Source organism: Streptomyces sp. NPDC003300, from assembly GCF_040610915.1.
Lineage (GTDB): Bacteria > Actinomycetota > Actinomycetes > Streptomycetales > Streptomycetaceae > Actinacidiphila.
The window spans coordinates 19895-42652 of the sequence record NZ_JBEXNE010000027.1 but is presented as its reverse complement, the minus strand read 5'-3'; the positions used below and the strand labels follow the sequence as shown (position 1 = coordinate 42652).

Annotated in this window: 12 protein-coding genes; 1 reads left to right on the top strand and 11 read right to left on the bottom strand. The window is 70.5% G+C overall.

Annotated features, from left to right (window positions below):
- Positions 1 to 228: 228 nt before the first annotated feature.
- The 9 genes from ABZX65_RS30065 to ABZX65_RS30025 all read right to left on the bottom strand — a co-directional run bounded on the left by ABZX65_RS30065 (position 229) and on the right by ABZX65_RS30025 (position 9187).
- Positions 229 to 1281 (bottom strand): transglycosylase family protein, encoded by a 1053-nt coding sequence (locus tag ABZX65_RS30065; RefSeq protein WP_355346905.1) that lies wholly within the window; start codon positions 1279 to 1281, stop codon positions 229 to 231.
- A 297-nt stretch (positions 1282 to 1578) separates the two neighbouring features.
- Positions 1579 to 2883 carry a cytochrome P450 gene (locus tag ABZX65_RS30060; protein WP_355346902.1) on the bottom strand — a complete coding sequence of 435 codons (1305 nt, stop codon included), beginning with the start codon at positions 2881 to 2883 and terminating at the stop codon, positions 1579 to 1581.
- Positions 2884 to 2985: 102 nt separating this feature from the next.
- On the bottom strand, positions 2986 to 3696 hold the full coding sequence (locus ABZX65_RS30055; RefSeq protein WP_355346899.1) for an endonuclease V: 711 nt from the start codon (positions 3694 to 3696) through the stop codon (positions 2986 to 2988).
- A 5-nt stretch (positions 3697 to 3701) separates the two neighbouring features.
- Positions 3702 to 4775, bottom strand: a complete 1074-nt coding sequence (locus tag ABZX65_RS30050) for a nucleoside triphosphate pyrophosphohydrolase (RefSeq protein WP_355346896.1) — start codon at positions 4773 to 4775, stop codon at positions 3702 to 3704.
- A 72-nt stretch (positions 4776 to 4847) separates the two neighbouring features.
- Positions 4848 to 5516: a SurA N-terminal domain-containing protein gene (locus tag ABZX65_RS30045; protein WP_355346893.1), complete on the bottom strand. Its 669-nt coding sequence runs from the start codon at positions 5514 to 5516 to the stop codon at positions 4848 to 4850.
- A gap of 181 nt (positions 5517 to 5697) precedes the next feature.
- Entirely contained in the window at positions 5698 to 6459 is a 762-nt protein-coding gene (locus tag ABZX65_RS30040) for a glycoside hydrolase domain-containing protein (RefSeq protein ID WP_355347025.1), read from the bottom strand.
- A 466-nt stretch (positions 6460 to 6925) separates the two neighbouring features.
- The gene (locus ABZX65_RS30035) at positions 6926 to 7708 is read right to left on the bottom strand and encodes an HNH endonuclease family protein (protein ID WP_355346890.1); all 783 of its coding nucleotides are present in this window, start codon (positions 7706 to 7708) and stop codon (positions 6926 to 6928) included.
- A gap of 99 nt (positions 7709 to 7807) precedes the next feature.
- A complete protein-coding gene (locus ABZX65_RS30030; protein ID WP_355346887.1) occupies positions 7808 to 8365 on the bottom strand; it encodes a hypothetical protein in 558 nt (185 codons plus the stop codon).
- A 204-nt stretch (positions 8366 to 8569) separates the two neighbouring features.
- A complete protein-coding gene (locus tag ABZX65_RS30025) occupies positions 8570 to 9187 on the bottom strand; it encodes a hypothetical protein (RefSeq protein ID WP_355346884.1) in 618 nt (205 codons plus the stop codon).
- Between the two features lie 445 nt (positions 9188 to 9632).
- Between ABZX65_RS30025 and ABZX65_RS30020 the strand changes: the two genes are divergently transcribed.
- Positions 9633 to 10394, top strand: a complete 762-nt coding sequence (locus ABZX65_RS30020; protein ID WP_355346881.1) for an SMI1/KNR4 family protein — start codon at positions 9633 to 9635, stop codon at positions 10392 to 10394.
- A gap of 181 nt (positions 10395 to 10575) precedes the next feature.
- On the opposite strand, the gene ABZX65_RS30015 is transcribed toward ABZX65_RS30020, so the two are convergent.
- Both ABZX65_RS30015 and ABZX65_RS30010 read right to left on the bottom strand, forming a co-directional pair.
- Positions 10576 to 10824: a hypothetical protein gene (locus tag ABZX65_RS30015; protein WP_355346878.1), complete on the bottom strand. Its 249-nt coding sequence runs from the start codon at positions 10822 to 10824 to the stop codon at positions 10576 to 10578.
- Positions 10825 to 11777: 953 nt separating this feature from the next.
- The gene (locus tag ABZX65_RS30010; protein WP_355346875.1) at positions 11778 to 22649 is read right to left on the bottom strand and encodes a LamG-like jellyroll fold domain-containing protein; all 10872 of its coding nucleotides are present in this window, start codon (positions 22647 to 22649) and stop codon (positions 11778 to 11780) included.
- Between the last annotated feature and the right edge of the window lie 109 nt (positions 22650 to 22758).

The window sequence follows — 22758 nt, the reverse complement described above, 5'->3', positions numbered from 1 at the left end:
AAGCACAGGCGCCGGAAAGGACAAACATCCGCGTTCCGCCCGCGCACCGCTCCCGCCCCCAGGGCGGGTTCAGAGAATCGCAGGTCACAGGGGCCGGTTTCAGCGCTCTGCGAGCGGGCGGTCACAGGGGCGGGCGAGAGGCTTGTCACACGGGCCGCGGAGGACGTCGTACGGTTCGTCCGGTTTGCCCCCGCGGCCGTGACGGACGGTCAGGAAGACGCGGAGCCCTCAGCCGAGGTCAAGTGTCAGGATCTGACCCGGTTTGATGAGGTTCGGGTCCTGGCCGATCACCTGCCGGTTGGCGTCGTAGAGACCGCTCCAGCCGCCCTGGACGTGGTGGCTGGAGGCGATACCGGCGAGCGAGTCGCCGTACGCGACGGTGTAGTCGTGGCCGCCGTCGGCGCTGTGTCCGGTGTCGCTGGCGCCGGTGGCTCCGGTGCTGCCGTCGTCCGAGCCCTTGCCGGTGTCCGTACCGCTGTCCGCGCCCGCGTCCGCGTCCGTGACGGCGGTCAGCTCCGTACGGGTCGCCTGGTCGGCCGCGGCCAGCTCGGCGTCGGTGGGCACGTACGGCTTCGCGTGGCGGCCCGTGCCGGGCGTCGCGGGCGCGTCGGCGGTGGGCGAGCCCGGAGTGGTCCGCGAGCCGTCACCGGGCGACGTGGGGGTGACGGGGGCGGTGGGCGCCGTGGGCGTCACCGGGGTGACCGTCGAGCCGTCGGCGGGCCCGGTGGGCGTGTCCGTCCCCGGCGCGGTCGGGATGATCGTCGGCAGCGACGGGTCGGTGTTCGAGCCCCCGGTGCCGCCGGAGCCGCCGGTCGTGGCGTCGCCGGAGGGCGGGGTCGAGGCGGACGGCGCCGGGGTGGTGGGGGTGGCCGCGGGCGTGCCGCCCGCCACGGGCGGCGTCACGGCGTCCAGCAGCCCCGTACCGTCCTCGCAGCCGGGCCAGGCGTTCGGCCCGAGGTCGGCGAGCATCCGCTCGGCGACGGCGATCTGTTCCGTCCTGGACGCGAGGTCGGGGCGTGGCGCGTACGCCTGGCCGCCGTAGGCGTTCCAGGTGTCCTGGGTGATCGCCAGGCCGCCGTAGAAGCCGTTGCTCGGGTCGGCGCTCCACAGGCCGCCGGTCTCGCATATCGCGACTTTGTCCCACGTGCTGGAGTCCGCGGCGTGCGCGGCCCCCGCGCCGAGGAGCGGGAGTGCGATCCCCGCGCCGGTCGCCGCGACGGTCACCATGGCCGCCGGGGCCTGTCGCGGTCGGCGGTGCCGGCCGTTCCCGGACGAGAGCATGCGGTCGCCTTTCTCGTAAGCCTTACGCGCCGGAGCGCGGTGCGTGACGTGACGGCGGCGGGGAGCGGGCCGGAGCCCGCCGACGTTGCTGGTGCTGTTGCTGCTGTTTCCGCTTCCGCTTCCGTGACGTCCGCCGCGTCTGGCGCGAGCCGTCCGCGAGAGGTGGCCGTCCGTACGCACCGTGCCCGTACGAGCGACCGCGCTTCTCGCGTTGACCGCAGAACGTAGCGGTGTTGGCCAACGGATCACAAGTCGGTGTAGCGATCATCACGTCGCGATCACGACCGTGACGCGCCGTCACTTCTGTTGTGCGGCCTCGGCGGTGAACGACACCGGCAGCGTACGCAGTCCGCGCATGATCAGTCCGCCGCGCCAGCGCAATTCGGCCGGATCCGCCGCCAGCCGCAGGTCGGGGAGGCGGGTGAGAAGGGACGCGAGCGCCGTCCTGGCTTCCAGCCGGGCCAGCGGCGCGCCCAGGCAGTAGTGGATGCCGTGGCCGTAACCGAGGTGGGGATTGTCACGCCGGGCCAGATCGACGGTATCGGGCGCGTTGAAGCGCGCGGGGTCGCGATCGGCCGCCGCGAGTACCACCAGTACGGGGTCGCCCGCCGCGATCGACTGACCGCCGAGGCTCAGGTCGCCGGTCGCGTAACGCCAGGTGGCCAGCTCCACCGGGCCGTCGTAGCGCAGCAGTTCCTCCACCGCGGTCTCCAGCAGGCCGGTCTCGCCCGCGGCCAGCGACTCCTGGAGGCGGGCGCGCTGCTCCGGGTGGCGGAGCAAGGTGTGCACCCCGTTGCCGATGAGGTTGACAGTCGTCTCAAAACCGGCGAAGAGCAGGATGAAGGCCATGGCGGCGGCCTCGTTCTCGGTCAGGTGCTCGCCGTGGTCGCTCGCCCGGATCAGACCGGAGATCAGGTCCTCGCCCGGGTCTTCTCTCTTACGGTGGATCAGCTCGACCAGATACGCGCGCATCCGCTTCACCGACCGCGCCACTCCGCCGCGCGGGCCGCCGCCGTGCCGGATCATCATCCCCGCCCAGTCCCGGAAGTCGTCCTGGTCCTGCGGCGGCACGCCCAGCAGGTCGCAGATCGCGTAGATCGGCAGCGGGAAGGCGAAGTCGTGGATGAGGTCCGCCTCGCCGCTCGCCGCGAAGCCGTCGATGAAACGGTCCGTCAGCTCCTGCACCCGCGGCCCGAACTCCGCGACCCTGCGCGGGGTGAACGCCTTCGACACCAGGCGGCGCAGCCGCGTGTGGTCCGGCGGATCGATGTTCAGCAGATGCGTCATCAGATCCGCGCTGCGCTCCCCCGGAATCCCGGTCTTCCCCTTCGCCCCCGCCGACTCCGCGTGATGCACCGGATTCTTGCTCAGCCGCCCCTCCGCCAGCGCCTCCCGCGCGTCCGCGTACCGCGTCACCAGCCACGCCTCCACCCCGCTGGGCAACGTCGTCCGCCGCACCGGCGCGTGCTCCCGCAGCCAGGTGTAGGCGGGGTAGGGGTCGGTGGCGAATTCCCACGTGAAGAGGGTGGGGCCGCCGTCGGTGGGGGCGGGGGTGGGGCCGGTGGGCGAGTCGGCGGTGGGGTCGGTGGTGGGGTCGGTCATGCGCCGACGCTATCCGGCCCGGCCGCGTTCCCGGCTCACCGGGACCTGGCCGTTGCGGGGGCGGGGGCGGGGGGGGCGGGGGCGGGGGCGGGGGCGGGGGCGTCAGAGGCTCTCTGAGGTTGTGGACGCCAGGGCGACGCGGCTCAGGCGGTCGGACTGGCGGGTGGTTTCGGGGAGGCGGTAGGCGGGGGCGAGGGTCAGGGTGTGGGCGCAGGCGGTGGCGAGGTCGATGCCGTGGCCGGTGGAGACGTAGACGGGCTTGACGCCGGTCCGGGTGCGCAGGGCGCGGCCGACGGTTTCGCCGCCGTCGAGGAGGTCGGCGTACGCGCCGCGCTCCGGGGCGAGGGCGTCGGGGTCGTAGCGGCCGACGAACGGGGTCTTGGCGACTCCGGCGGTCGGCAGGCCGGTGAGCACGCCCAGGTGGCAGGCGAGGCCGAAGCGGCGCGGGTGGGACAGGCCGTGGCCGTCGCAGAGCAGCAGGTCGGGGGTGGCCCGCAGGGTGCGCAACGCCTCGACGAGGACGGGCAGTTCGCGGAAGGCGAAGAGTCCGGGCACGTACGGGAAGGTCGTGGTCGCGGTGGCCGTGGCGCGCTCGACCACGTCGAGCGTCGCGGTGTCGATGACCACCACGGCCGCCGCGACGAGGTCCCCGGTGCCGCGTCCGTCGCCCGCGTAGGCGACGTCGAGCCCGGCGACCAGGCGGGGCGCGGCCGGTCCGGGGCCGCGGTGGTCGGCCAGCGGGCGCAGCCGGTCCTGGAGCGCCAGCGCCTCCGCCTCGTCGGCCGGCCACGCGTGCGGCACGTCGACGCGCATCGGGGCTAGCCCGCCTCGGTCGTACGGGGTGGCTCGGCGGTCCGGGTCCGCTCCGCCGTACGGATCGCGTCGCGGTAGCGGCGGGCCGCGTGGCGCAGGGCGGCTTCCGGGTCGAGGCCCGCGGCCTGGGCGGCGGCGGCCTCGGCGAGGAGGTGGTCACCGAGGGCGGTCTCGTCGGTGGCGGGGGCGCCGGGGGCGGGGGTGCCAGGGCCGGGGGTGTCGTCGGCCGGGGTGCCGTCGGCCGGGAGCGGGAGGCCGGCCTCCCGGGCTCGGCCCGCGAGCTTGGCGGCCAGGGCGAGGGCGGGCGAGGCGAGGGGCACGCCGTCGGTGACCGAGTCGCGGGACTTCTCGACGCCCTTGAGGCGGATCCAGTTCGCCCGCACCTGCTCGGGGGTCTCGGCGACCTCGTCGCCGAAGATGTGCGGGTGCCGGTGGACGAGCTTGTCCACCAGTCCCCCGGCCACGTCGTCGATGCCGAACGGCTCCTCGGGGTCGCCCTCCGCGATGGCCGCGTGGAAGACGACCTGGAGCAGGACGTCGCCCAGCTCCTCGCGCACCGCCGCGCGGTCCCCCTCCTCGATCGCCTCGACCAGCTCGTACATCTCCTCGATGCCGTACTTCGCCAGGTCCTCGTGCGTCCGCAGGCTGCTCCACGGGCACTCGGCCCTGATCCGGTCCATCACCTGGACGAGGTCGAGCAGCCGGGCGCCGGGCAGGTCGTACGAGCCGGGCAGCAGCTCCAGGTCGGGCATGGCGACCCGTCCCGAGCCGCCGAGCCTGGCCAGTTCGTCGGTGACGGCCGGGTCGCCCGCGCCGCCGCCGGGCGGCAGATAGACGACCGTACGGCCGCCCGCCGTCGCGTCCACCAGCTCGCGCCCGCCGGGCGTCGCCAGCTCGACCCGTACCCCCGCCTCGCGCAGATACGGGAGCTGCGGATGCTCGGGGTCGGCGCAGACCACGAGGTCGGCCTCGCGCAGCGTCTGCCAGGCGGGCCAGGAGAGCTGTCCCGGCGCGACCCGGTGGCTGGTCGTGAGCAGCACCAGCCGCCCGGGCGCGTTCGCGTCGTCTACGTCGTTCACCCCTCGAACGTACCCCGGACCACCGACATGCCCTGCGGGCGGCCGCTGCACGGACCGCGCGGCCGGGTCCGCTTACGCGCTCGGGTCCGCCGGGGTCGCCGTCTTGGTCACGACCCACGGCTCGTTGGTGGCGCCGACGATGGCCTTCTTGGCGTCCCAGGTGCCGTAGCGCGGGTTGACGTCCACGCCGAGCGACTTCGCGGTCTTGGAGATGACGGCGATGGCCGCCGCGTTCCCGGTGTCGCTGCCGGGCTGGAAGCCGAGGCTCTGGATCAGCTTGCCGACGGCGATGTTGGTCCGCAGGAAGGTGTCGATGCCGGACGGCACGATGTCGTACTGCTGGAGCAGCGCCGCCTCGAACTGGCTCTCGTCGCCGCCGAACTGCTGCAACGCCTGCGCGTGCGACTGCTGCACCTCGGCGGTGCTGACCGAGAGCCCGGCGTCGGACACGGCCTTGTCGATCACCTTGTTCTGCACCAGCATGCTCAGCGTCTGCTGCGGCAGCTTGCCGCTCTGCCCGATGAGCTGCGCCGCCTGCGGCGACTTGCTCTGCGCGTCGCGCACCTGGTCGACCTCGTGCTGGAGCGTGGCGATCGAGATCTTCTGGTCCCCGACCACCGCCGCGGCCCCCGGGTGCGCGGGTCCCGAACCGCACGCGGTGAGGGCGGGCGATGCCGCCAGCAGCGCGGCTGCGGCGATCGAGACGGCGGTGCGGCGGCGGACCATGGTGCCTCCCGGCATGGGAACGACCTAGCGGTACTGAAGCGATGATCGAGTACGAGGATATGGACCGGGGCCCGCCGATTTCCAGCACTCGGCGCAAACGGCTCTCCTCGCGGGGGAGAGTACGCCTCGCGGCCGGGCCGCCGCGCACCCGGTGGGCCCTGGCGCCTTTGTCCCCGCCACCCTCACCGCCCCGCCGTCAGACGACGGCGACCGGGGCGTCCCAGGCGTCGCGGTCCACGGTCAGCGTGACGCCGCCGTAGGTCTCCTTGGAGTTGACCAGGAACTGGTGCCCGCGCCGGTGCCCGGTCCACAGATTCGCGGCGAACGGGAAGCCGGAGGTGGTGCTGTTGACGCCGTCGTACTTGGCGTACCAGAAGGCGTCCGGCATGTCGTCCATGGTCGCCTTGGCCGCCGCCACGGCAGCGGCGCTGGACGAGCTGAAGCCGTAGAAGCCCGCTAGGTAACCGCCGGTGTGCAGCGCCCGGTCCCACGCCTGGACGTAGGTGAGGACGGCGTTGTTGCACGAGGTGTCGGAGACGGCGTACGGCTCCATGTCGAGGTAGAGCGCGCTGGCCGGGCGCATACCGAGGGCCGCGGCCTTCGTCACCGCGTCGGCGCCGTCGCGCGCGCCGAGCGTGGCCGCGTTGGCTACCGTGAGCCGTTCGGGGCTGTTGCCGGTCTGGCAGGGCGGCTGCGCGCCGACGTAGATCGGGATGAGCTTCCAGCCCGCCGCGCTGACGGTCGTCACCCACGAGGACGTCAACTGGGGTTGTGCGCAGCCGCGGTTGGCGCCGCCGATGTAGACCGCGGCGGCGCCGTAGGGCGAACCGCTCTTCCAGGACGCCATCTTGCTCGCGCTGGGCGCGGTGCAGGTGTCGAAGGCGAGGCCGGTGAAGGTGCGGACGAAGCCGCTGAACGGCGCGGCCGGACGGCGGGTCTGGCGGGGTACGGACGGCAGGGAGCCGGGGACCGAGGCGACCGGGTTGCCGGGCTTGGCCGTCTGGGCGGCGGCCGGGGCGTGCGACGCGGAGGGGCTGCCGCTCGGGGTGCCGGCCGGGGAGCCCTTCGGGGCCGCGTTCTTGGCGCCGTTCGGTGCGTTGAGGGTGCTCGTCGCGCCCTGCGGGGCGTTCGCGTCGGCGGACCGGTTGGCGGCCTGGCCGGCCGCCGCCGACCCGCCCGTACCGCCGCCGGACGTGGCGCCCACGGCGAGTGCGCCGCCGCCCCCGACGACGATCACTGCGGCGACTGTCGCGATGACGCGGTACCGCATCGGCTTGGGCAGGCGACGGCTGTTCGACACGGGGTCCTCTGGGGGCTCGGGCGGCGCGATCCACCAGAGGCGATCGGAGTGATCGCGGTGCGCGCGGCCAGCAAAGTATGGCGGGGCCGCGCGCCGTTGACAATCACACCGCGGCCCCCCGGCGTCACCCTCCGCACTGCGCGAGCATCGTGTCCTTGTCCGCGCTGGTCACCGGCAGTTGGTACTTGATCGAGACCTGTGCGACCCGGACCGCGTACGAGCACCGGATCTGCTTGTTCGGCGGCAGCCAGGATGCCGGTCCCGAGTCGCTCTTCGAGCCGTTGGACGGGCCGTCGACCGGGATGAGGTTGAGCGGGTCGTTGGCGATCGACTCCCGCTTGTCCTTGCTCCAGTGCGCCGCGCCCATCTGCCAGTCGTACGACAGCGGCATCACGTGGTCGATCTGGACCGTGGTGGCCTTGGTCTTCGTCCACTTGATGACCCGGCCGGTGTACGGGTCGTTGAGCGTCATCGTCGCGATCACGCACTTGGACGTGCCCTTGTAGTGGACGTCGTCGCCGTCCCGCTTGAGCAGGTCGTTACGCGTGTCGCAGCCGTTGTGCGCGAAGGGGACGGAGGGCGCGGAGTCCATCCACGCGGCGCCGAACTGCGCCCGCGAGTAACCCGTCTTGGGGCCGCGGCCCTTGGTCTTCACCTTGGCGATCAGGTCGCGCGCCTTCTTCTTGTCGGCGTCCGAGGTGATCGCGGCCAGACCGGCCTTCGTCCCGTCCGGGTTGTCCAGCGGGCTCACCGCCCGCCCGTTGCCGGCCGCGGGGCCCGCCGCTCCCGACGGGTTCGCGCTGCCCGTCGGGTCGGCGCCGAGCGTCGTGTCCTTGCACCCCGCCACGCCGATCACCGCGAGCAGGGTCGCGGCGCAGGCGAGGCGCCGGGATATCCGTCTGTCCATGTACGCACCTCGGAGGTCGTCGTCCGGGGACGCAACGGCACCGCCCCCCCTGCCCCTACACAATCACGCCTGCCCCGGCGTGCCCCACTTACGTCGTCCTCATCTCCCCGTCTCCCCAGGCCGCCCGCCGAATTGACCGGCCGCCAGGGCCAGCCAGCGCCGCCCCGCCTCCCGTGACCTCTCGCGGATCGCGCCGTCCGCCGCCCCTGACGTCAGGTCGGCGATGTCCCGCCGCTGTGTCTCGTCCTCCCCGGTCAGCAGATCGGCGCCGCAGCGCCGCCCGAGCCGGAACGCCATGTCACGCAGGACCGACGAGCACCCGAGGACCGGCTCCGCGCCCATGGCCGTGTGCAGCGCCACCGCCCCCTGATACGCGAACGCCCGCGCCCCCGACGCCCCGTCGCCCTCGACCAGTTCCCGCATCCCCTCGATGCGCCCGCGCCCCTCCGTCAGCGTTCCGGGCGTCCACAGCGCCTCCAACTCCGCTGCGTACGCCTCCAGATCCGCCGTACGCCCGTCCCCGGCCACCACCCAGAACAAGATCGCCGCCGCCCGCTCGGCACAGGCCGCCCCGAACACCGCCGCCTGCTCCCGCGTCGCGCTCCGCGCGAACTCCCCCGTCACCGCCTCCGCCCCCCGACCTTCACTCGATGACATCCCGGAATCTCCGCACATACCTCCGCGCCGACTCCTGTACCGTCCCGGTCCCACGCTTCCCCCTCCCGTACGGCTCTCATACGGGAGCCAGGTCGCCGGTCTGCCTCCGGCGCTCCTCGCCAGCCAAGCAGACCGCTCTTCCTCCGGGTCGTCACATGAACGAAGAAAGTCGTTCCGGCAGGACGGGTCCTCCGTCTCCGCGCGTCATCGCGCCGCGAACACCCGCAGGACAGCGGTCAGTTGGCCGCTGTACTCATCACAGGCGGCCTCAAGGCGTCGGCCGACAGGGGACCTCAGGAGATCCGCACCGGCCGGGGCGGCGAGAACGGCGTCGTGACATTCGGCCTCGACGGCGAGGTTCCGTGCGCCGAAGTGCCCTGGACCGTAGACCCGTTGGTCGATCTCGGTGAGCGATCCCGCCCTGTAGTCGTCGAGGTAGACCGCCATCGCGCGCGCGAGGTCGATGATGCGCTCGGTGTCGGCTTCGCTCATCTCGCCGAGGGCGTCCGCGAGCATCAACCAGCCGTTGAGAGCTTCCAGTTGGAAGCTCTCGGCGAATTCCGGCTCGATCTCCGACTCGAACAGCGGGGCGGCGGTCAACGCGGCGACCGCCCGGGCGAACTCCGCACCGCTCCCGCCGTCCGCCACGTCCGCCCCGGCCCGGAGCAGTTCCCCGAGCGCCGCCGGGTCCACTCCCCACTCCTCGGGCATCGCCATACCGACCAACGGCCCCCGCAGTCGCCGCAGGGCGAAATACGCCGCCTGGCAGCGCTGCCCCCGCCCCATGGCCGCGACCTGCGCCGACAGCCCTTCGTTACTCAACCCGTCCGACCGACTCACCGTTCCGCCCACCTACCCGGTCCTCCCGGCACCGACAACGAATTCCGTCCTTGAGCGCTCGTCACACGATCACCATCCGACATCGAACCCTGGGTACCGAGCCGCCCAGTCCTTGGCAACCCGCTTGACGGTCGCCGCATCCACCGCGCTCACGGGTTCACCTCCACTGTCACGTTCACACCTCGTGGTTGATGCAACCTGTGAAATCCCCCAGGACCGCAAGCAGGCAACGGAGTCGCGCTAGTGCTCTGACCGCTTAGAATTCGTCACACGATCTTGGCGAGTGCGGTCAGGTCGTAGTGTCCGTCGGCTTCATGCTTGCCTCGGTGCTCTACCAGGACTTCGGACCCGCCCGGTAGGGCTGCTCTCGCTGGCGGCCCGATCGTCTCTGGGTGATGCGCCGCGTGCTTCCGGTACGGTTCGCGGCATGACCGGCGTGTTCGACGTGGCCCAGGCTCTCTACGGCGGAGTCACCGACCGGGGGCGGGCGTGGGCCTTTGTCCGCGGCTTCGCCGCTGCTTGGGACGAACCGTTGACCGAGGATGACGGCACGCCGGCAGCGGAACTGGCGCAAGCCGAGGCGACGCTCGGCTGCTCCCTGCCGGCCGCGCTGCGCGAGGTCTACACGCTCCTGGGTAGGCGGTCCGGCCTGATCGCCAACCAGGATCCGCTGCTGCCGCCCGCCGAGATGTTCGTGCATGACGAGTGCGGCGGTGTCCTCGTCTTCCGTAGCGAAAACCAGGGCTGCGCCTTCTGGGGCGTGCGCCTGCGCGACCTTGAGCAAGACGATCCGCCGGTATTCGTCCAGGCGCGGCACAGCTGGGTGCCGTTCTTGGACCGGGTGTCTCTGGCCTGCGTCGAGCTCGTACTGAGCGAGGCACTGTTCGGCAGCGGAGGTCGGCTGTACAACGCGTGCGAGCTGCCGGCGGACCTGCTTGGGACGGTGCCTGACCGCTTCCAGCGGGTCGCGCTGCCCGATTATCCGATGTGGACAGGGCCGGAGGACTTTCCAGTGCGTTGGTTCTCCGCCCCGGGAAAGCTGCTGCGCCAGGATGGCTTGGGCGCCCACAGTTGGCTGCACGTCCGGGGCCGGACCATGGGCGACCTGGAGGCGATCTGCGAGACCGTCCCCGGCCGGTGGGCCCTGGGATACGCCGAGCCGCTGGACGCCGAGCCGCTGCCCTTCTGAAGCGTCATGATGCGGGTCTGTTAAGACGTCTCCAGCAGATGGGGCTGCGGGCCAGAGATCCGAAGGCGTCGTGAAGTTCGGTGCGGCGTTCCCACCGAACAGCAAGTCCTTTGAAGTGGTGGAGCAGGGCAAAGGTCTTCTCCACGACGCGGTCCGACCCAGTGGGATAATTGAGATTAAATTAGCCGCCAGGAAACCAGGACGGAACAAGGGATATCAGCTCTTGGTCCGTGGTGCCACCTTCGGTCCAGCTCAGCAATTCAAGCTTCATTTTTACTGACCAGCCATACTCTTTGCCGAGAGCGGATGCCGCGTTAATCTTCCTTCCGCCATTCTCCCCGAACGCCCGAAGAAAGGCAGCGATGTCGATAATCAATGCCCCTTCCCGCTGCATGCGGCCTGCCTCTGCGACCCAGTCATCGATGGACACCCTTGCACCCCTGAGGTCTCGTAAAGATTGGCTCGACCGTGGAGCGTGCCCCTGGCTCGCCAAACACGTTCAAGAGACCGTAGCGCACCGAAGCCGTTTCTCGTAGCCAATTTCCCCGGTCATGCGTGAAGATTGCCTCTTCCGCTGGCATGCCTTGACCCGTGAGCGCATGAAAGTGGCCCGATTATCCTCGATAAGGTTGCCATTGATGGAAGGGACTCGATCACCAAAGTAGCGAAGCGCCCCGCGAATAGGTATAAGAGCCAAGCGTCTCTGGTCAGCGTGCGTTTTGCGTTCCGCTGACGTCCGTGGTTTGCGGGAAAACCGTGGTTGTTGCCTTCAACTACTGCCATCATACGGTTCAGCCCAGGTACGGCCCCTCGCGCTGTTCTATGAAGTGCTGGAGCCTGATCGTCCGCTGACGTTGCCGTCAGCGCTGCCGTCAAACCCCCTCCCAGACCACTGCTGCCCCCACCGGATTCTCCGGTGGGGGCAGCAGTGTAATTCCTCAGAAATCCCTACAGGGAATCGTCCCAGCAAGGCATCTCAAACCTCGACCCGCACGCCTCCGTGCGAGAAGTCGAGAGATTTAATTCCTATTTCTTCGATCCCTCTCGGATTGGATTCCCACGGCCGGAACCCAACAATCGGACGCGGAGACCCACCTCCCCAAGAATCCCAAGAATCGAAGTAGATCGAAGCTCTGACTATTGGCCCATAAGGACCAACAGCCACGGGCTCCTCAATCGATTGCTGGATGGCGTCCAGCACTTGTCCCACCTGGCCAGCATCGACCCTCTCCTGAGTGCTCCAACAACCGAGCCAGGACACCGGCGGCAGTGACTCAGGGGACCGCAGGCATACCCAGGTCCTCTCGGGAAGCTCACCATCCCCACGCAGCACGTACGCCGTGAAGCGTACGGAGGACTCCAGTCGGACAGCCCACGCCTCCACTAGTTCCCTCCAATCATCATTTCAATGAGTGTATCCGGGTGCATCCGCCCATCCAGAACGCGGTTCCTTATTTCCTCGGTTCTGTTATTCCCGTCAGCGATATGCAGCCGGGATCCGGGAAGATTTATATCATCCCCAGGAGCGAAATCCCTGAACCCGGTAATGGGTTCACGCCCATTCGGCCCGCCGAATCGGATCAGGTCGGCATTACTCAGCGAAGTCACACCGCCATGCCCTGCATCGGCGCTGCCATACATCTGCTCGCGAGTCGCAGGGTTCCCCTGGATGCGGTCCAACATCTCACTCGCCTTCGCATAAAAACGCGTCGGCCTCTCATGGACCGGGAGGTCAGCGAGCTTTTCATTGCAGTTGTGGACCAGGACCGGCGTGGCGCCGGCCTCCACGTAGTAGGTGTGGAGGTCGCCGATCGTCAGGTCGTATGTGGTGGTGTGGGCGTGGAAGAGGCGGACGGTGGTGATCTGGGCGGTGCCGGTGGGGGTTTGGAGGAGGTCGCCCTGGTGGAGGTCCTTGGCCTCGACGAAGGCGGACTGGGTCTCGTCGTAGAAGGGGTGGTGGAAGGTGGTGGTGAGGTGGCCGTTCGCCGGCGTCGGGGCGGCCGGGGAGACCGCCGCCACCGGGGCCGTGGCCGGGTGGGAGTCGGCCGCGTGGTGGGTCGCGCCCAGGGCGCCCAGGACCGCCGCGGAGGCCGCGAGGCCGAGGGCCGCGCGCCGGACCACCTTCTTCGCGGCGGACGTCACGGCGTTGGCCGCGACCGGCTTCACCCCGACGTCCACGAAATCGTGGTCCGTCGTCGTCACGATCACCGCGGTGACCTTGTGGCTCTGCGTGCCGGAGGCACCCGGCACCGAGTTGACGACGGAGTCGCCCACCTTGATCCGGTCGATGGCCTTGGTGCCGCCGCCCGCCATGAGGACACGGGAGCCGGCCGTGAAGCTGTGGCAGGTCCCGCTGTCGGTGGCCGACTTGGCGGCGCCCGACTCGCCCTGGCGCGCCGCGGTCTGGGTGGCGTCGCCCGCCGCCGCCTCCTCGGCCTCGGTGGCGCCCTTGCCGAACAGCCCGCCGACGGCCTCCATCGCCTTGGGGGCGAACTTGCTGAGCACCTTGCCGCCCAGCGACCCGAGCGCCCCGCCGATCGCGCCCGCGACGGCGCCCGTCACGGCGGAGGTCGCGAAGGCGCCCGCGCTGCACGCCGCGCCGCCCGCCTCGGCGCACTTGAAGCCCTGCTCGACCAGTGACCCGGCCGCGCCCGCGACCGCCGCGCAGCCGATGGAGCCGACGCCCGCCGTGACCGCCTCGCAGCCCATGAAGACGGCGGTGGAGACCACGAAGGACGTGATGGCCGCCGCATGGTGCTTGGCGTAGGTGGCCGCGGTCTTCACGGCCTTGACGGTGGCGTGATACGCGGTTCTGGATGCCTTCGCCACCGCCTTGGCGGTCTTCTTCACCGCGTGGACCACGCGTTTCGCGACCTTCTTGACCGCGTGGTAGGCCGAGTGGACGGCGTGCACGGCGGCGTGGACGACGCGTTTCACCTTGCGCGCCGCGTAGTGGTAGACGCGGCGGGTGTAGCGGACGGTGGCGCGGTAGACGTCCCGCACGTGGTGGACGACCCTCTTCACCACGCGCTTGGCGGCGTGCACGACCTTGTGCACGATCGGCGGCGTGTAGTGGTAATAGGCGTACGAGGCGTAGAAGTTGAAGGAGCTCCAACTGCTGGAGGCGTACGAGGTGGCCGCGTGGTAGGTGCTGCTCACCGCGTGGCTGACGGCGTGGCTCGCCGCGTGCCAGACGCTGCCCAGGCCCCAGTTGCCCGAGGGGTCGGTGCCGTCGAGCGGGTTGTCGCCGACGTACGCGAAGGGGTTGGCCGCCGCCTCGTTCGGCACCGGGTTGACGGACGCGGAGTCCTTGTTCATGAAGGTGCCGGTCGCCGGGTTGTACCAGCGTGACGCGGTGCCGACCTTGCCGGTGTCGGCCTCCGTCCAGCCGGACTGGAAGCCGAGGTGGCCGATGAGCCCGTTGTTGGCGGTGACCTTGCCCATCGGGTCGTACGTCGTGGAACCGGCCAGGGTGGTCGCCCCCGGCGCGAAGTTCCCGATGACGTCGTCGTGGCTGTCGGTCAGGGCCAGTTGGCCGGTGCCCGGCGCGGTGCCGCCGTTGATGCCGATCAGCGAGCCGCCGGGATCGTACGTATAGCTGTAGTTGCCGTCCGCGGCGATGGTGTTGTCGGCGCCCGAGTACTGGAAGGCGCGCGAGGACTGGTCGGCCGAGTTGGCGTCGGTGATGTTCCGGCCCGACGCGTCGAGCGTGTACGAGTGCGTGCCCGCGGTGATCTGGTTGTTGTACGCGTCGGTGGAGTAGGCGACTTGGCCGTTGGCGGTGGAGGTGTCCGAGGTCATGGTGCCGCGCGCGGAGTACGCGTAGCTGTGGACGCCGTCCGAGGTGAGCTGGTCGCGGGCGTCGTAGGTGTAGACGTCGGCGCCGACGCGGGTGCGGTTGCCGGAGTCGTCGTAGGAGTAGTTCGTGGTGGCCGTGCCGTTGTTCCACGAGCTGAGGCGGTCGGCCTGGTCGTAGGTGTAGACATTGTTGGAGGCGCCCGCGACCCCGACGGTGTTCTTCGACGTCAGGTTGCCGTTCCTGTCGTAGCCGTAGGTGATGGCCGACAGTGTGCTGGCGCCCTGCGTCAGGGTGTCGCCGGTGAGGTCGTGCGCGGTGTTGTACGTGAAGGTGCGGGTCTGGCCGCTCGCGCCGTACTTGACCGACGCGGTCTGGTTCAGCGTGTTGTAGCCGTAGGTGAGCGCGGTGCCGGAGGCCGCGTCGTTGAGCGTGGACAGCCGGCCCGCGGTGTCGTATCCGTAGGAGGTGGTGCCGGCCGCGTCCGAGCGGGTCAGCGGTGAACCGTCGTCGTTGTAGGTGAAGTTGGACGAGCCGCCGGAGCCGCCCGCCGACGTCAGGTCGCCGCGGTCGTCGTAGCTGAACGTCTCGTGGGTGGCGGCCTGGTGGTCCTTGGCGCCGGTGGTGCCCGCCTCCGCGGTGTCGGCGGCGGTCACCTGGTTGTCGTGGTCGTAGGTGAAGCTGCGGGTCGCGGTGGCGGCGTCGGCGCCCTGTCCCGAGGCGGTCTTCAGATTGCCGAGCTGGTCGTACGTCATCGTGTGGGTGACGCCGCCGGGCAGCGTGCTGGAGACCAACTGCCCGTCGAGGTCGTAGACGTTGGTGGTCGTGGAGTCGGCCGCCGAGCCGTACTGGGCGGTGGCCGGCTGCTTCACCGTCTCCTGCTGGCCCCACGGGGTGTATCCGTACAGCCAGGAGTTGTTGCGGCCGTCGGTGAACCGGGTCCTGTTGCCCGCCGCGTCGTACCCGAAGGACGTGGTGATCGAGGTGGTCGCGGTGACCGGCTGGATCTCCTGGGTGACGGTGCCCGCCGCGTCGTACGTGAAGTGGCTGGTGTTGCCGTTCGCGTCCGTGGAGGCGGTGAGGTTGCCGACGCCGTCGTAGACCTGGTGGGTCTGCCTGAGCTGCGTGTTGGCGGCGTCGTACTGGGTGCTCAGCGTCGGGTTGCCCGCGACGTCGAAGTCGGTCTCGGTCCAGGTGTTGTCCGGCTGGATCGTCTTCTGCCGGTTCCCCATGAAGTCGTACGTGTACTTCGTGGTGTTGCCCGCGCCGTCGGTGACCGAGGTGACCTCGCTGGCCCGGTCGTACCCGTAGGTGGTGGTGACCCCGGCGGGCGTCGTGGTCGACGCCAGATTCGCGCCGTACGGATTCCCGGTGGTCACCGCGTACGAGTTGGTGGTGGTCAGCACCCGGTTGGAGGGGAAGCGCTCCAGCGTGGTCGCGGTGACCTGCCGGCCGAGGTAGTCCCAGGTGGCCTGGGTGACGGCCCCGGTGCCGTCCGTCACCGACAGTTGGTCGCCGTTGGTGTCGTACGTGGTGTGCAGCTTGGTGCCGTCCGGCTCGGTGACCTGCGCGAGGTCGCCGAGCTGGTCGTACAGGAAGCCGGTGGTCTTCCCGCCCGGCGTGGTGGAGGAGATCTGGTTGCCGTCGGAGTCGTACGACCAGGTCGACGTGGCCGCCAGCGGGGCGGACGCGCCCGCCGGGGTGTACGGCGGCAGGGTCTCGGAGACCTTGTTGCCGTTGGCGTCGTAGACCGTGGTGGTCTGGTTGCCGGTCGGATCGACCTCTTCGACGGCCTCGCCGAAGGTGTCGAATCCGCTGGTGGTGACCGGCCGTTGGGTGACCGGCTGGCCGCCGCCGGTCTCGACCTGGACGGCGGGTGCGGTGGTGACCGCCAGATTCCCCGCCTCGTCGTAGGAGTAGTCGGTGGTGAAGTTGTCCGCGTCGGTCATCGACTTCGGCAGCCCGCGCTTGTCGTACGTGTAGCGGGTGGTCTGCTCGGTGGAGGAACCGACGGTGCCGCCGGTACGGCCGTTGCCGTACAGCGTGTTGACCTCGGTGCCGGTCAGCGCGCGCGGGTAGACCTGCACGTTGGAGACCGCGCCGGGCAGGAAGTCGGTCGGCGCCCCGTTGTACTTGCCCGCGCCGATGGTCAGCGGGCCGTTCGCGGACCACGGCGCGGTGTTGGTGCCGCTGCCGGACAGCGCGCCGTTGACGTAGATCTGGCTGGCGCCGTTGGCGACGTTGTACACGCCGACCACGTGCGTCCAGGTGTTGGTCTTGGGCACGGCGGTGGAGTACGCGGACGGGAAGGTCGGCGCGGCCGTGTCGGCGCTGGTCTGCTCCATGCTCCACAGCGGCGCGCTGGTGTGCGCGTAGTTGTACTGGAGGTAGAAGGCGCTGGCCGTGGTGCCGCCCTGGGCGACGATCGTCGCGTTGTGGGTCGGCAGCGACGCCATGTTGACCCAGGCGGAGACCGTGTAGGACCCGGCGGTGTTGAGCACCGGGCCGTTGGTGGCGATCTGCTGGCCGGAGGTGCCCGCGAAGGTCGCCGCGTCGCCGCCCCAGGTGACGCCCGAGGCGGCGCCGGTGTAGCCGCTGCCCGAGGTGTCGGTGACGGTGGAGCCGGTGGTCTGGTCGAGCTTCCACCAGGCGGAGGGGTGTCCCGAGGCGTCGCCGTGCAGCGTCTCGGTCAGGGTGTTGCCCGCCGCGTCGTAGGTGGAGGAGGTGGTGCGGTCGAAGCCCGAGGAGTCGTGCTCGTTCTGGGTGGCGACCTGGTCGTCCGGCGTGAAGGACACGCTGGTCACCCGGTCGACGCCGGTCGGGTCCACGGTGGTGCTCGTGGTCCTGGAGGCCGCGTCCACCGTGAAGTTGACGACCGTCTGCCCGTTGTCGGTGGTCTGCGACAACTGGTTCCCGGCCGCGTCGTACGTGGTGGTCTGGAGCACCGTCGAGGCCGTGCCGTCGGCGCTCTTCTTGCTCGCGGTGACCGCCAGGCCGTTGTCGGTGTAGGTGTACGACGTCGTGGCGCCCATCGAGTCGGTCACCGACGCCAGCCGGCCCGCCGGGTCGTACGCCCGCGAGGACTCCGTCAGCGTGGTGGCGGCCTGCGGGCTGACCGGGTCGCCGGTGTACTGGAGCGTCTGGGTCAGCAGGTGCCCGTTGTCGTCGTACGTGTAGTTGGTGACCGTGCCCGACTTGGACACTTCCTGCGTCTTGTTGCCCGACGTGTCGTACGTGTACGTCGTCGTCCCGCCGTTGGCGCCGCCCGCGTTGGCGTTGGCGTCGGTCTGGGTGAGGACGTGGTCGTACGCGTCGTAGGTCTGGGTCTCGGTCCGGGGCGCGTCGCCGCCGCTGAGGTCCTTGACCGTCTGCGAGGTGATGTCGCCGTCGGCGTCGAAGACCGTGGTGGTGGCCGCCGCGTGGGTGGCGCCGGTGACCCGGTCGGTGAGCTGCGGGTCGTCCTCCTCGGTGATCTGCCCGGCCTTGTCGTACGTGTAGGACGTGGTCAGACCTGCGGGGTAGGTGTCGGAGACGGCCTTCTTGGTGAGCACCTGCCCGAGGCCGTCGTAGGTGTAGCTGGTGACCAGGCCCACCGCGTCGGTGGAGGAGGCCACGTCGCCGTTGTGGAAGTAGGACACGGAGTTGACCGCTCCGCCGGGCGAGACCGACCGCACCGGCAGGCCCTTGGGCACGTTCCCGCTGTCGGCGGCGGGGTAGGTGGCGGTGCCGTCGCTGAACACGGTGGTCGAGGCGCGCCCGTTGGGGAAGCCCGCGACCGGCGGTCCGGTCACCGCGGTCTCGTCGCCGAACGCGTCGTAGGTGTACGAGGTCAGGTACGTGGGGTCGGTCGCCGAGGAGGAGCGGCCGTCCCGCTCGGTGAGCAGCACGTCGTTGCGCGGGTCGGCGGTGGTGAGCTGTTCCGTCGTGTCGTCGGGGAAGTACGTGTAGTACTCGGTGGAGCAGACCTTGGCCGCCTGATTCTGGCAGGTGGTCGAGGAGACGACGTTGCCGCGGACGTCGTGGCCGGTGACGGTCATCGCGCCGTTGGGGTCGGTGACCGTGTGCTCGTAGCCGCCGGTGTCGTAGCCGAAGCTGGTCCTGTTGCCGAGGCCGTCGGTCTCGGTGAGCTGGCGTTCGTTGTTGACGACGTCGTAGGTGTACGTCGTCACCTTGTTCGCCGGGGAGGTGACCTTGACGGTCTCCACCGGCAGCAGGCCGGTGGAGTTCTTGCCCGCCTGGAAGTGGCTCTCGGCGTCCTGCGCGGTCAGCGCGGTGCGGTAGGTGGCGACGTCGGCGAGCGTGCCGTTGAAGTAGGCGACGGTGCCGTTGGTCAGGCCGGTCCAGCCGGAGCCGGTGGTGCCCGCGCCGATGTAGGCGGTGGTCCTGGCGCTGTTGGACAGCGCGGCCGTGGCCGTCTTGGTCGCGGCCTGCGCGCCGTCGAGGTACAGGGTCTGGCTGGTGGCTCCGGCGCTGAGCAGCACATGGTGCCACTTGCCGTCGGTGACGGTGCCCGTGGTGCCCATCTGCACCGAGCCGGACGTGGTGTAGAAGCCGCCGTAGAGCTTGCCGTCGCTGCCGATCCACAGTTGCGGTGTCGTGGAGGAGACGGTCGAACCGATCGCGGCGCTCTGCGTGTTGAGCAGGATCGCGCCGCCGTGGGTGGTGCTGAACCACAGTTCGGCCGAGGCCGCGGTGTCCCCGGTCACGGTGTCGGGCACCTTCACCCAGGAGCTGGTCCCGTTGAACGTGGCGGCCTTCTGGTCGCTGAACGGCCCGGTCGCGCCGAGCGTCACCGCGTTGTACGTACCGGTCCCGCCGCGCGTCTCGTCCAGCGCCGTGGTGGCGCCCGCGGGTTCGCCCAGCCGGAAGTACGTGGCGGGCGCGCCGCCGAGCACCGCGCCGCGGTAGGTCTGGCTGGAGCCGGTGACGGTCGGCGCGCCGAGCTTCCAGACGCCGCCGTTCTCGTCGGTGAGCTGGGTCAGCGCCGTGGTCGCCGGGTCGTACGTCATGGCGTGGTACGTCTTGGCGGACGGCCGGGTGACCGTGCTCAGCAGGCTCGCGGCGTGGGTGCCGTAGGTGCGCAGCGCGCTCGCGTCGGCGGCGACCAGCGGGCGGTCGTACCAGGCGGCGTCGGCGATCGCGCCGTTGAAGTACGTGGCGTAGCCGGTCTTGTCGGTGGTGCTGGAGTGCGGCTGGTCGGGCCAGGCCCCGCCGAGGAAGCCCGCGCCCAGGGTGTTGTACGGCTGGTTCTTGCCGAAGGCGATGCCGGGCTGGATGGAGATCGAGCCGGACACCGAGCCGACCTTGGCGCCGTCCAGGAAGAGCGTCTGGCTGTTGCCTGCGGCGGACAGCACCATGTGGTGCCACTTGCCGTCGGCGACCGAGGCGGTGGTGCTGATCGGCGCGATGCCGCCGCTGTACCAGAATTCGGCCTTCAGCTTGCCGTCGGTGCCGACGTAGGCGGCCGGGGTGTAGCCGCCGGGCGAGTCGCCCGCGGTGACCGGCTGCGAGGCGTAGGAGTAGAGCACGCCGGGCCCGGCGGAGGTCTTGAACCACAGCGACAGGGCGCCGGAGTCGGTGTTGTTGCCCATGTCGAACGGGAGCGTGGCGTACGAGCTGGTGCCGTTGAACCCGATGGCGGTGGCGGCCGACCCGGTGAGCGGGCCCGCCTGGCCGTAGGTGACGCCGCTGTACGCGAGGTTCTTGGTGCCCTGGTTGGCGAGGACCGCGTCCTTGCCGACGGTGCCCGACGCCTCGGACATCGGCCACACCGCCCGCGGGTCGAGGTCGAGCGCGGCGTTCTGGTACTGCGATCCCGCGGTGTAGTTGTACGCGGTGCACTGCGTGCTGGAGATCGGCGAACAGACCTTCGTGAGCTGGTCGTTGGTGTAGCCGTACGTCCAGGTCTGCGCGGAGTTCGGGTCGGCCGCGGTGACCGGGTCGGTGACGACGGTGGCGACGTGCGCGGCGCTCGCGCCGGTGGGTGTCTGCCAGGTCAGGTGCAGGGCGCGGGCGGAGGTCACCGAGGTCATGGTGGTGACGTGGCCGCTGGTCCAGGTGAAGGTGACGGCGCGGCCGTTGGCGTCGGTGACCGAGGTGATGCCGTACGCGCCGGAGCCCAGCGACTGGGTGAAGGCGTAGACGGTGGCGTTCTTGTCGGTCAGCGTGTAGCCGCCGGTGACGGCCTTGAAGGTGGCGAAGCGGCCCGCGGGCGGCGAGTAGCTGCCGTCGCCGTTCTTGCCGAAGCCGACCTGGGAGCCGTCCGGGTAGGTGACGACGTTGGAGACGACGGCGCCCGCCGGGTTGTACTGCTCGGTGGCGCGGGCGTCGAAGATGCTCGACCAGCCCGCGCCGAACGCCCCGGTCCAGCGCGGGTCACGGGAGTTGTAGTCGCGGTCGACGTCGAGGCTCGGTCCGACGGTGGAGACGGTCGCGTCGGTGTCGGAGGTGGTGTAGTTGCCGATCGACGGGTCGTAGCCGTGGTCGCTGCTGTTCTGGGACAGCCCCGAGGTGATCAGCGGCTGCGGGACCTGGATCGCCATCTGGTACCAGGTGGCGCCGGAGTACAGCCCCGCGTCCTGCGACTGCACCGTCCAGGAGTAGCTCTGGCCCCACTTGAGCTTGCCCGCCGGGACCGTCCAGGAGCCGGTGGTGAGCAGTCCGGAGTCGACGACCTTGGTGTTGGTGTTGTCGTAGATCTGGAAGTCGTACTTGGTGGTGGTGTTCGCCTGCGAGTTGGCGCCGCCGGACCAGGCGGTCAGTTGGGGGGTGGTGGTGTACTCCACCTCGTTGTCGTTGGGGTACTGCTGGTAGACCTGCGGCGGGGTGGTGCCGGTGTACGTGACGTCGATGTACGGGCCCTTGCCCGCGTCGGCGAAGGAGCCGAACTGCTTCCAGTGCAGGGCGTCGGTGGTGGCCGCGTAGACCGCGAGGCCGTAGTCGGGGGTGGTGCCGTTCATCCAGCCCTGGATGGAGGCGGTGGTGAGCGGCACCTCCACCGCGTTCCCCTTGGTGGGGTCGGCGGCGGTGTTGGCGCAGGCGATGGGGACGCTGGGCGTGAGGTTGCCGATGGACGCGCCGTGCGAGGGGCCGGGGTAGGTGGTGACGCCGGTCGGGGTCCACGGCGCGGTGATCAGCGCGACGTCGAAGCGCTCGGCGGTGCAGGTGGAGGCCCAGGTCTCGAACAGGTGCAGCGACGCGGCGGTCACGGTGACCTTGGAGCCGTCCCAGCCGCCGTACCAGTGGTTGACGAAGGTGTTGGCGGAGTGCGTGCCGGAGTCGTACGAGCCGATCTTGACGGTCTGCTCGAAGGAGTGGTCGCCCGCGGGGTTGCCGGACTCGGCGTAGGTGGTGGTCCAGCCGTCGACGATGCTGGGGTCGACGGTGACGGGGAAGACCCGCGCGGGGTCGTGCAGCCACGCCGGGTCGAGGGTGACCTTCAGGGCGGTGCCGCCGTGGTCGGCGACCAGCCGGTAGTCGACCGCGTAGGTCGTCGTCGGCTCGCCGGAGCGGCGGTCGACCTTGGAGTCGTAGGCGTAGGCGCGCGGTATCCGGGCGGTCACCTTGCCCGCGGCGTCGCGCAGTTCGACCGAGCCGTCCTTGACCTGGACGGGGGTCAGGCCCTGGAGCCTGAGCGGGAAGAGCCAGGAGTTGGCGGCGCTCGCCGCGTGCAGGACGACGGCTTCCTTGACGCCGGTCGCGGACGGGGCGACGACCAGGTCGGTGCGCGGCAGGGCGTCCGGGTACGTGACCCGGTCGCCCGACACGGCGGCGGTGACGTCGGCCGCGCCGGACAGGCCGTACGCGACGGAGTGCGCGGCGTCGGTGCGCAAGGTGGCGAGGTCCGGCGCGGAGGAGCGCGGCGCGAAGTCGACGCCGAGGGAGTTGGCCGCCTCGTGGAGGCGGCCGTCGGCCCGGCGGTGCACGCTGGTGTCGATCGGCTGCCAGGCGCCGTGCGCGTCCCGGTAGTTGACCGGCGTCTGCGACACGCGGCGGGTGTGCGTGCCGTCCGCGTTGTCGAACACCGTGACGGTGTCGGTCGACTTCGCCGCGTTCCGCTTGCTGGTGCGGGCGGAGTAGCCGCCGACGACACCACTGCGGCCGGACGTGGACGCCTTGCGGAACGGGTGGTAGGCGTCGAGTTCGCCGGGCGCCTTGCCGGGCCTGTGCCCCGCGCCGACGTGCGCGCGGGTGGAGTCCGCGGTCGCCCGGTGGCTGTGCCCGGCGGCGGTGCCGCTCTCCTGCTGCGGCACGCGCCCCCAGTGGGGGTGCTTCAGCCACGCGGTGAGCGAGGCGAGGCTGGGCATCGACAGCGCGGGCAGGGTCGCCCCGTCCGCCGCCGCCTGCTCCGTGGTCAGCACGAGTGCCAGCGCGATCAGCGACAGCATCGCGGTGGCACGCAGCCACCGGCGACGGAGGGTTGTTCTCCGGGACGAACGACGGGCGAAGGATGCGCGCACGGCACAGGCTCCTGACAGGATCGACACAGAAAACTTGCCGATCGTGACCGTTTTCCTCACCCGCGGATAGATCGTGGGGACGATCCGGGGACACTCTTTGCCTGTACAT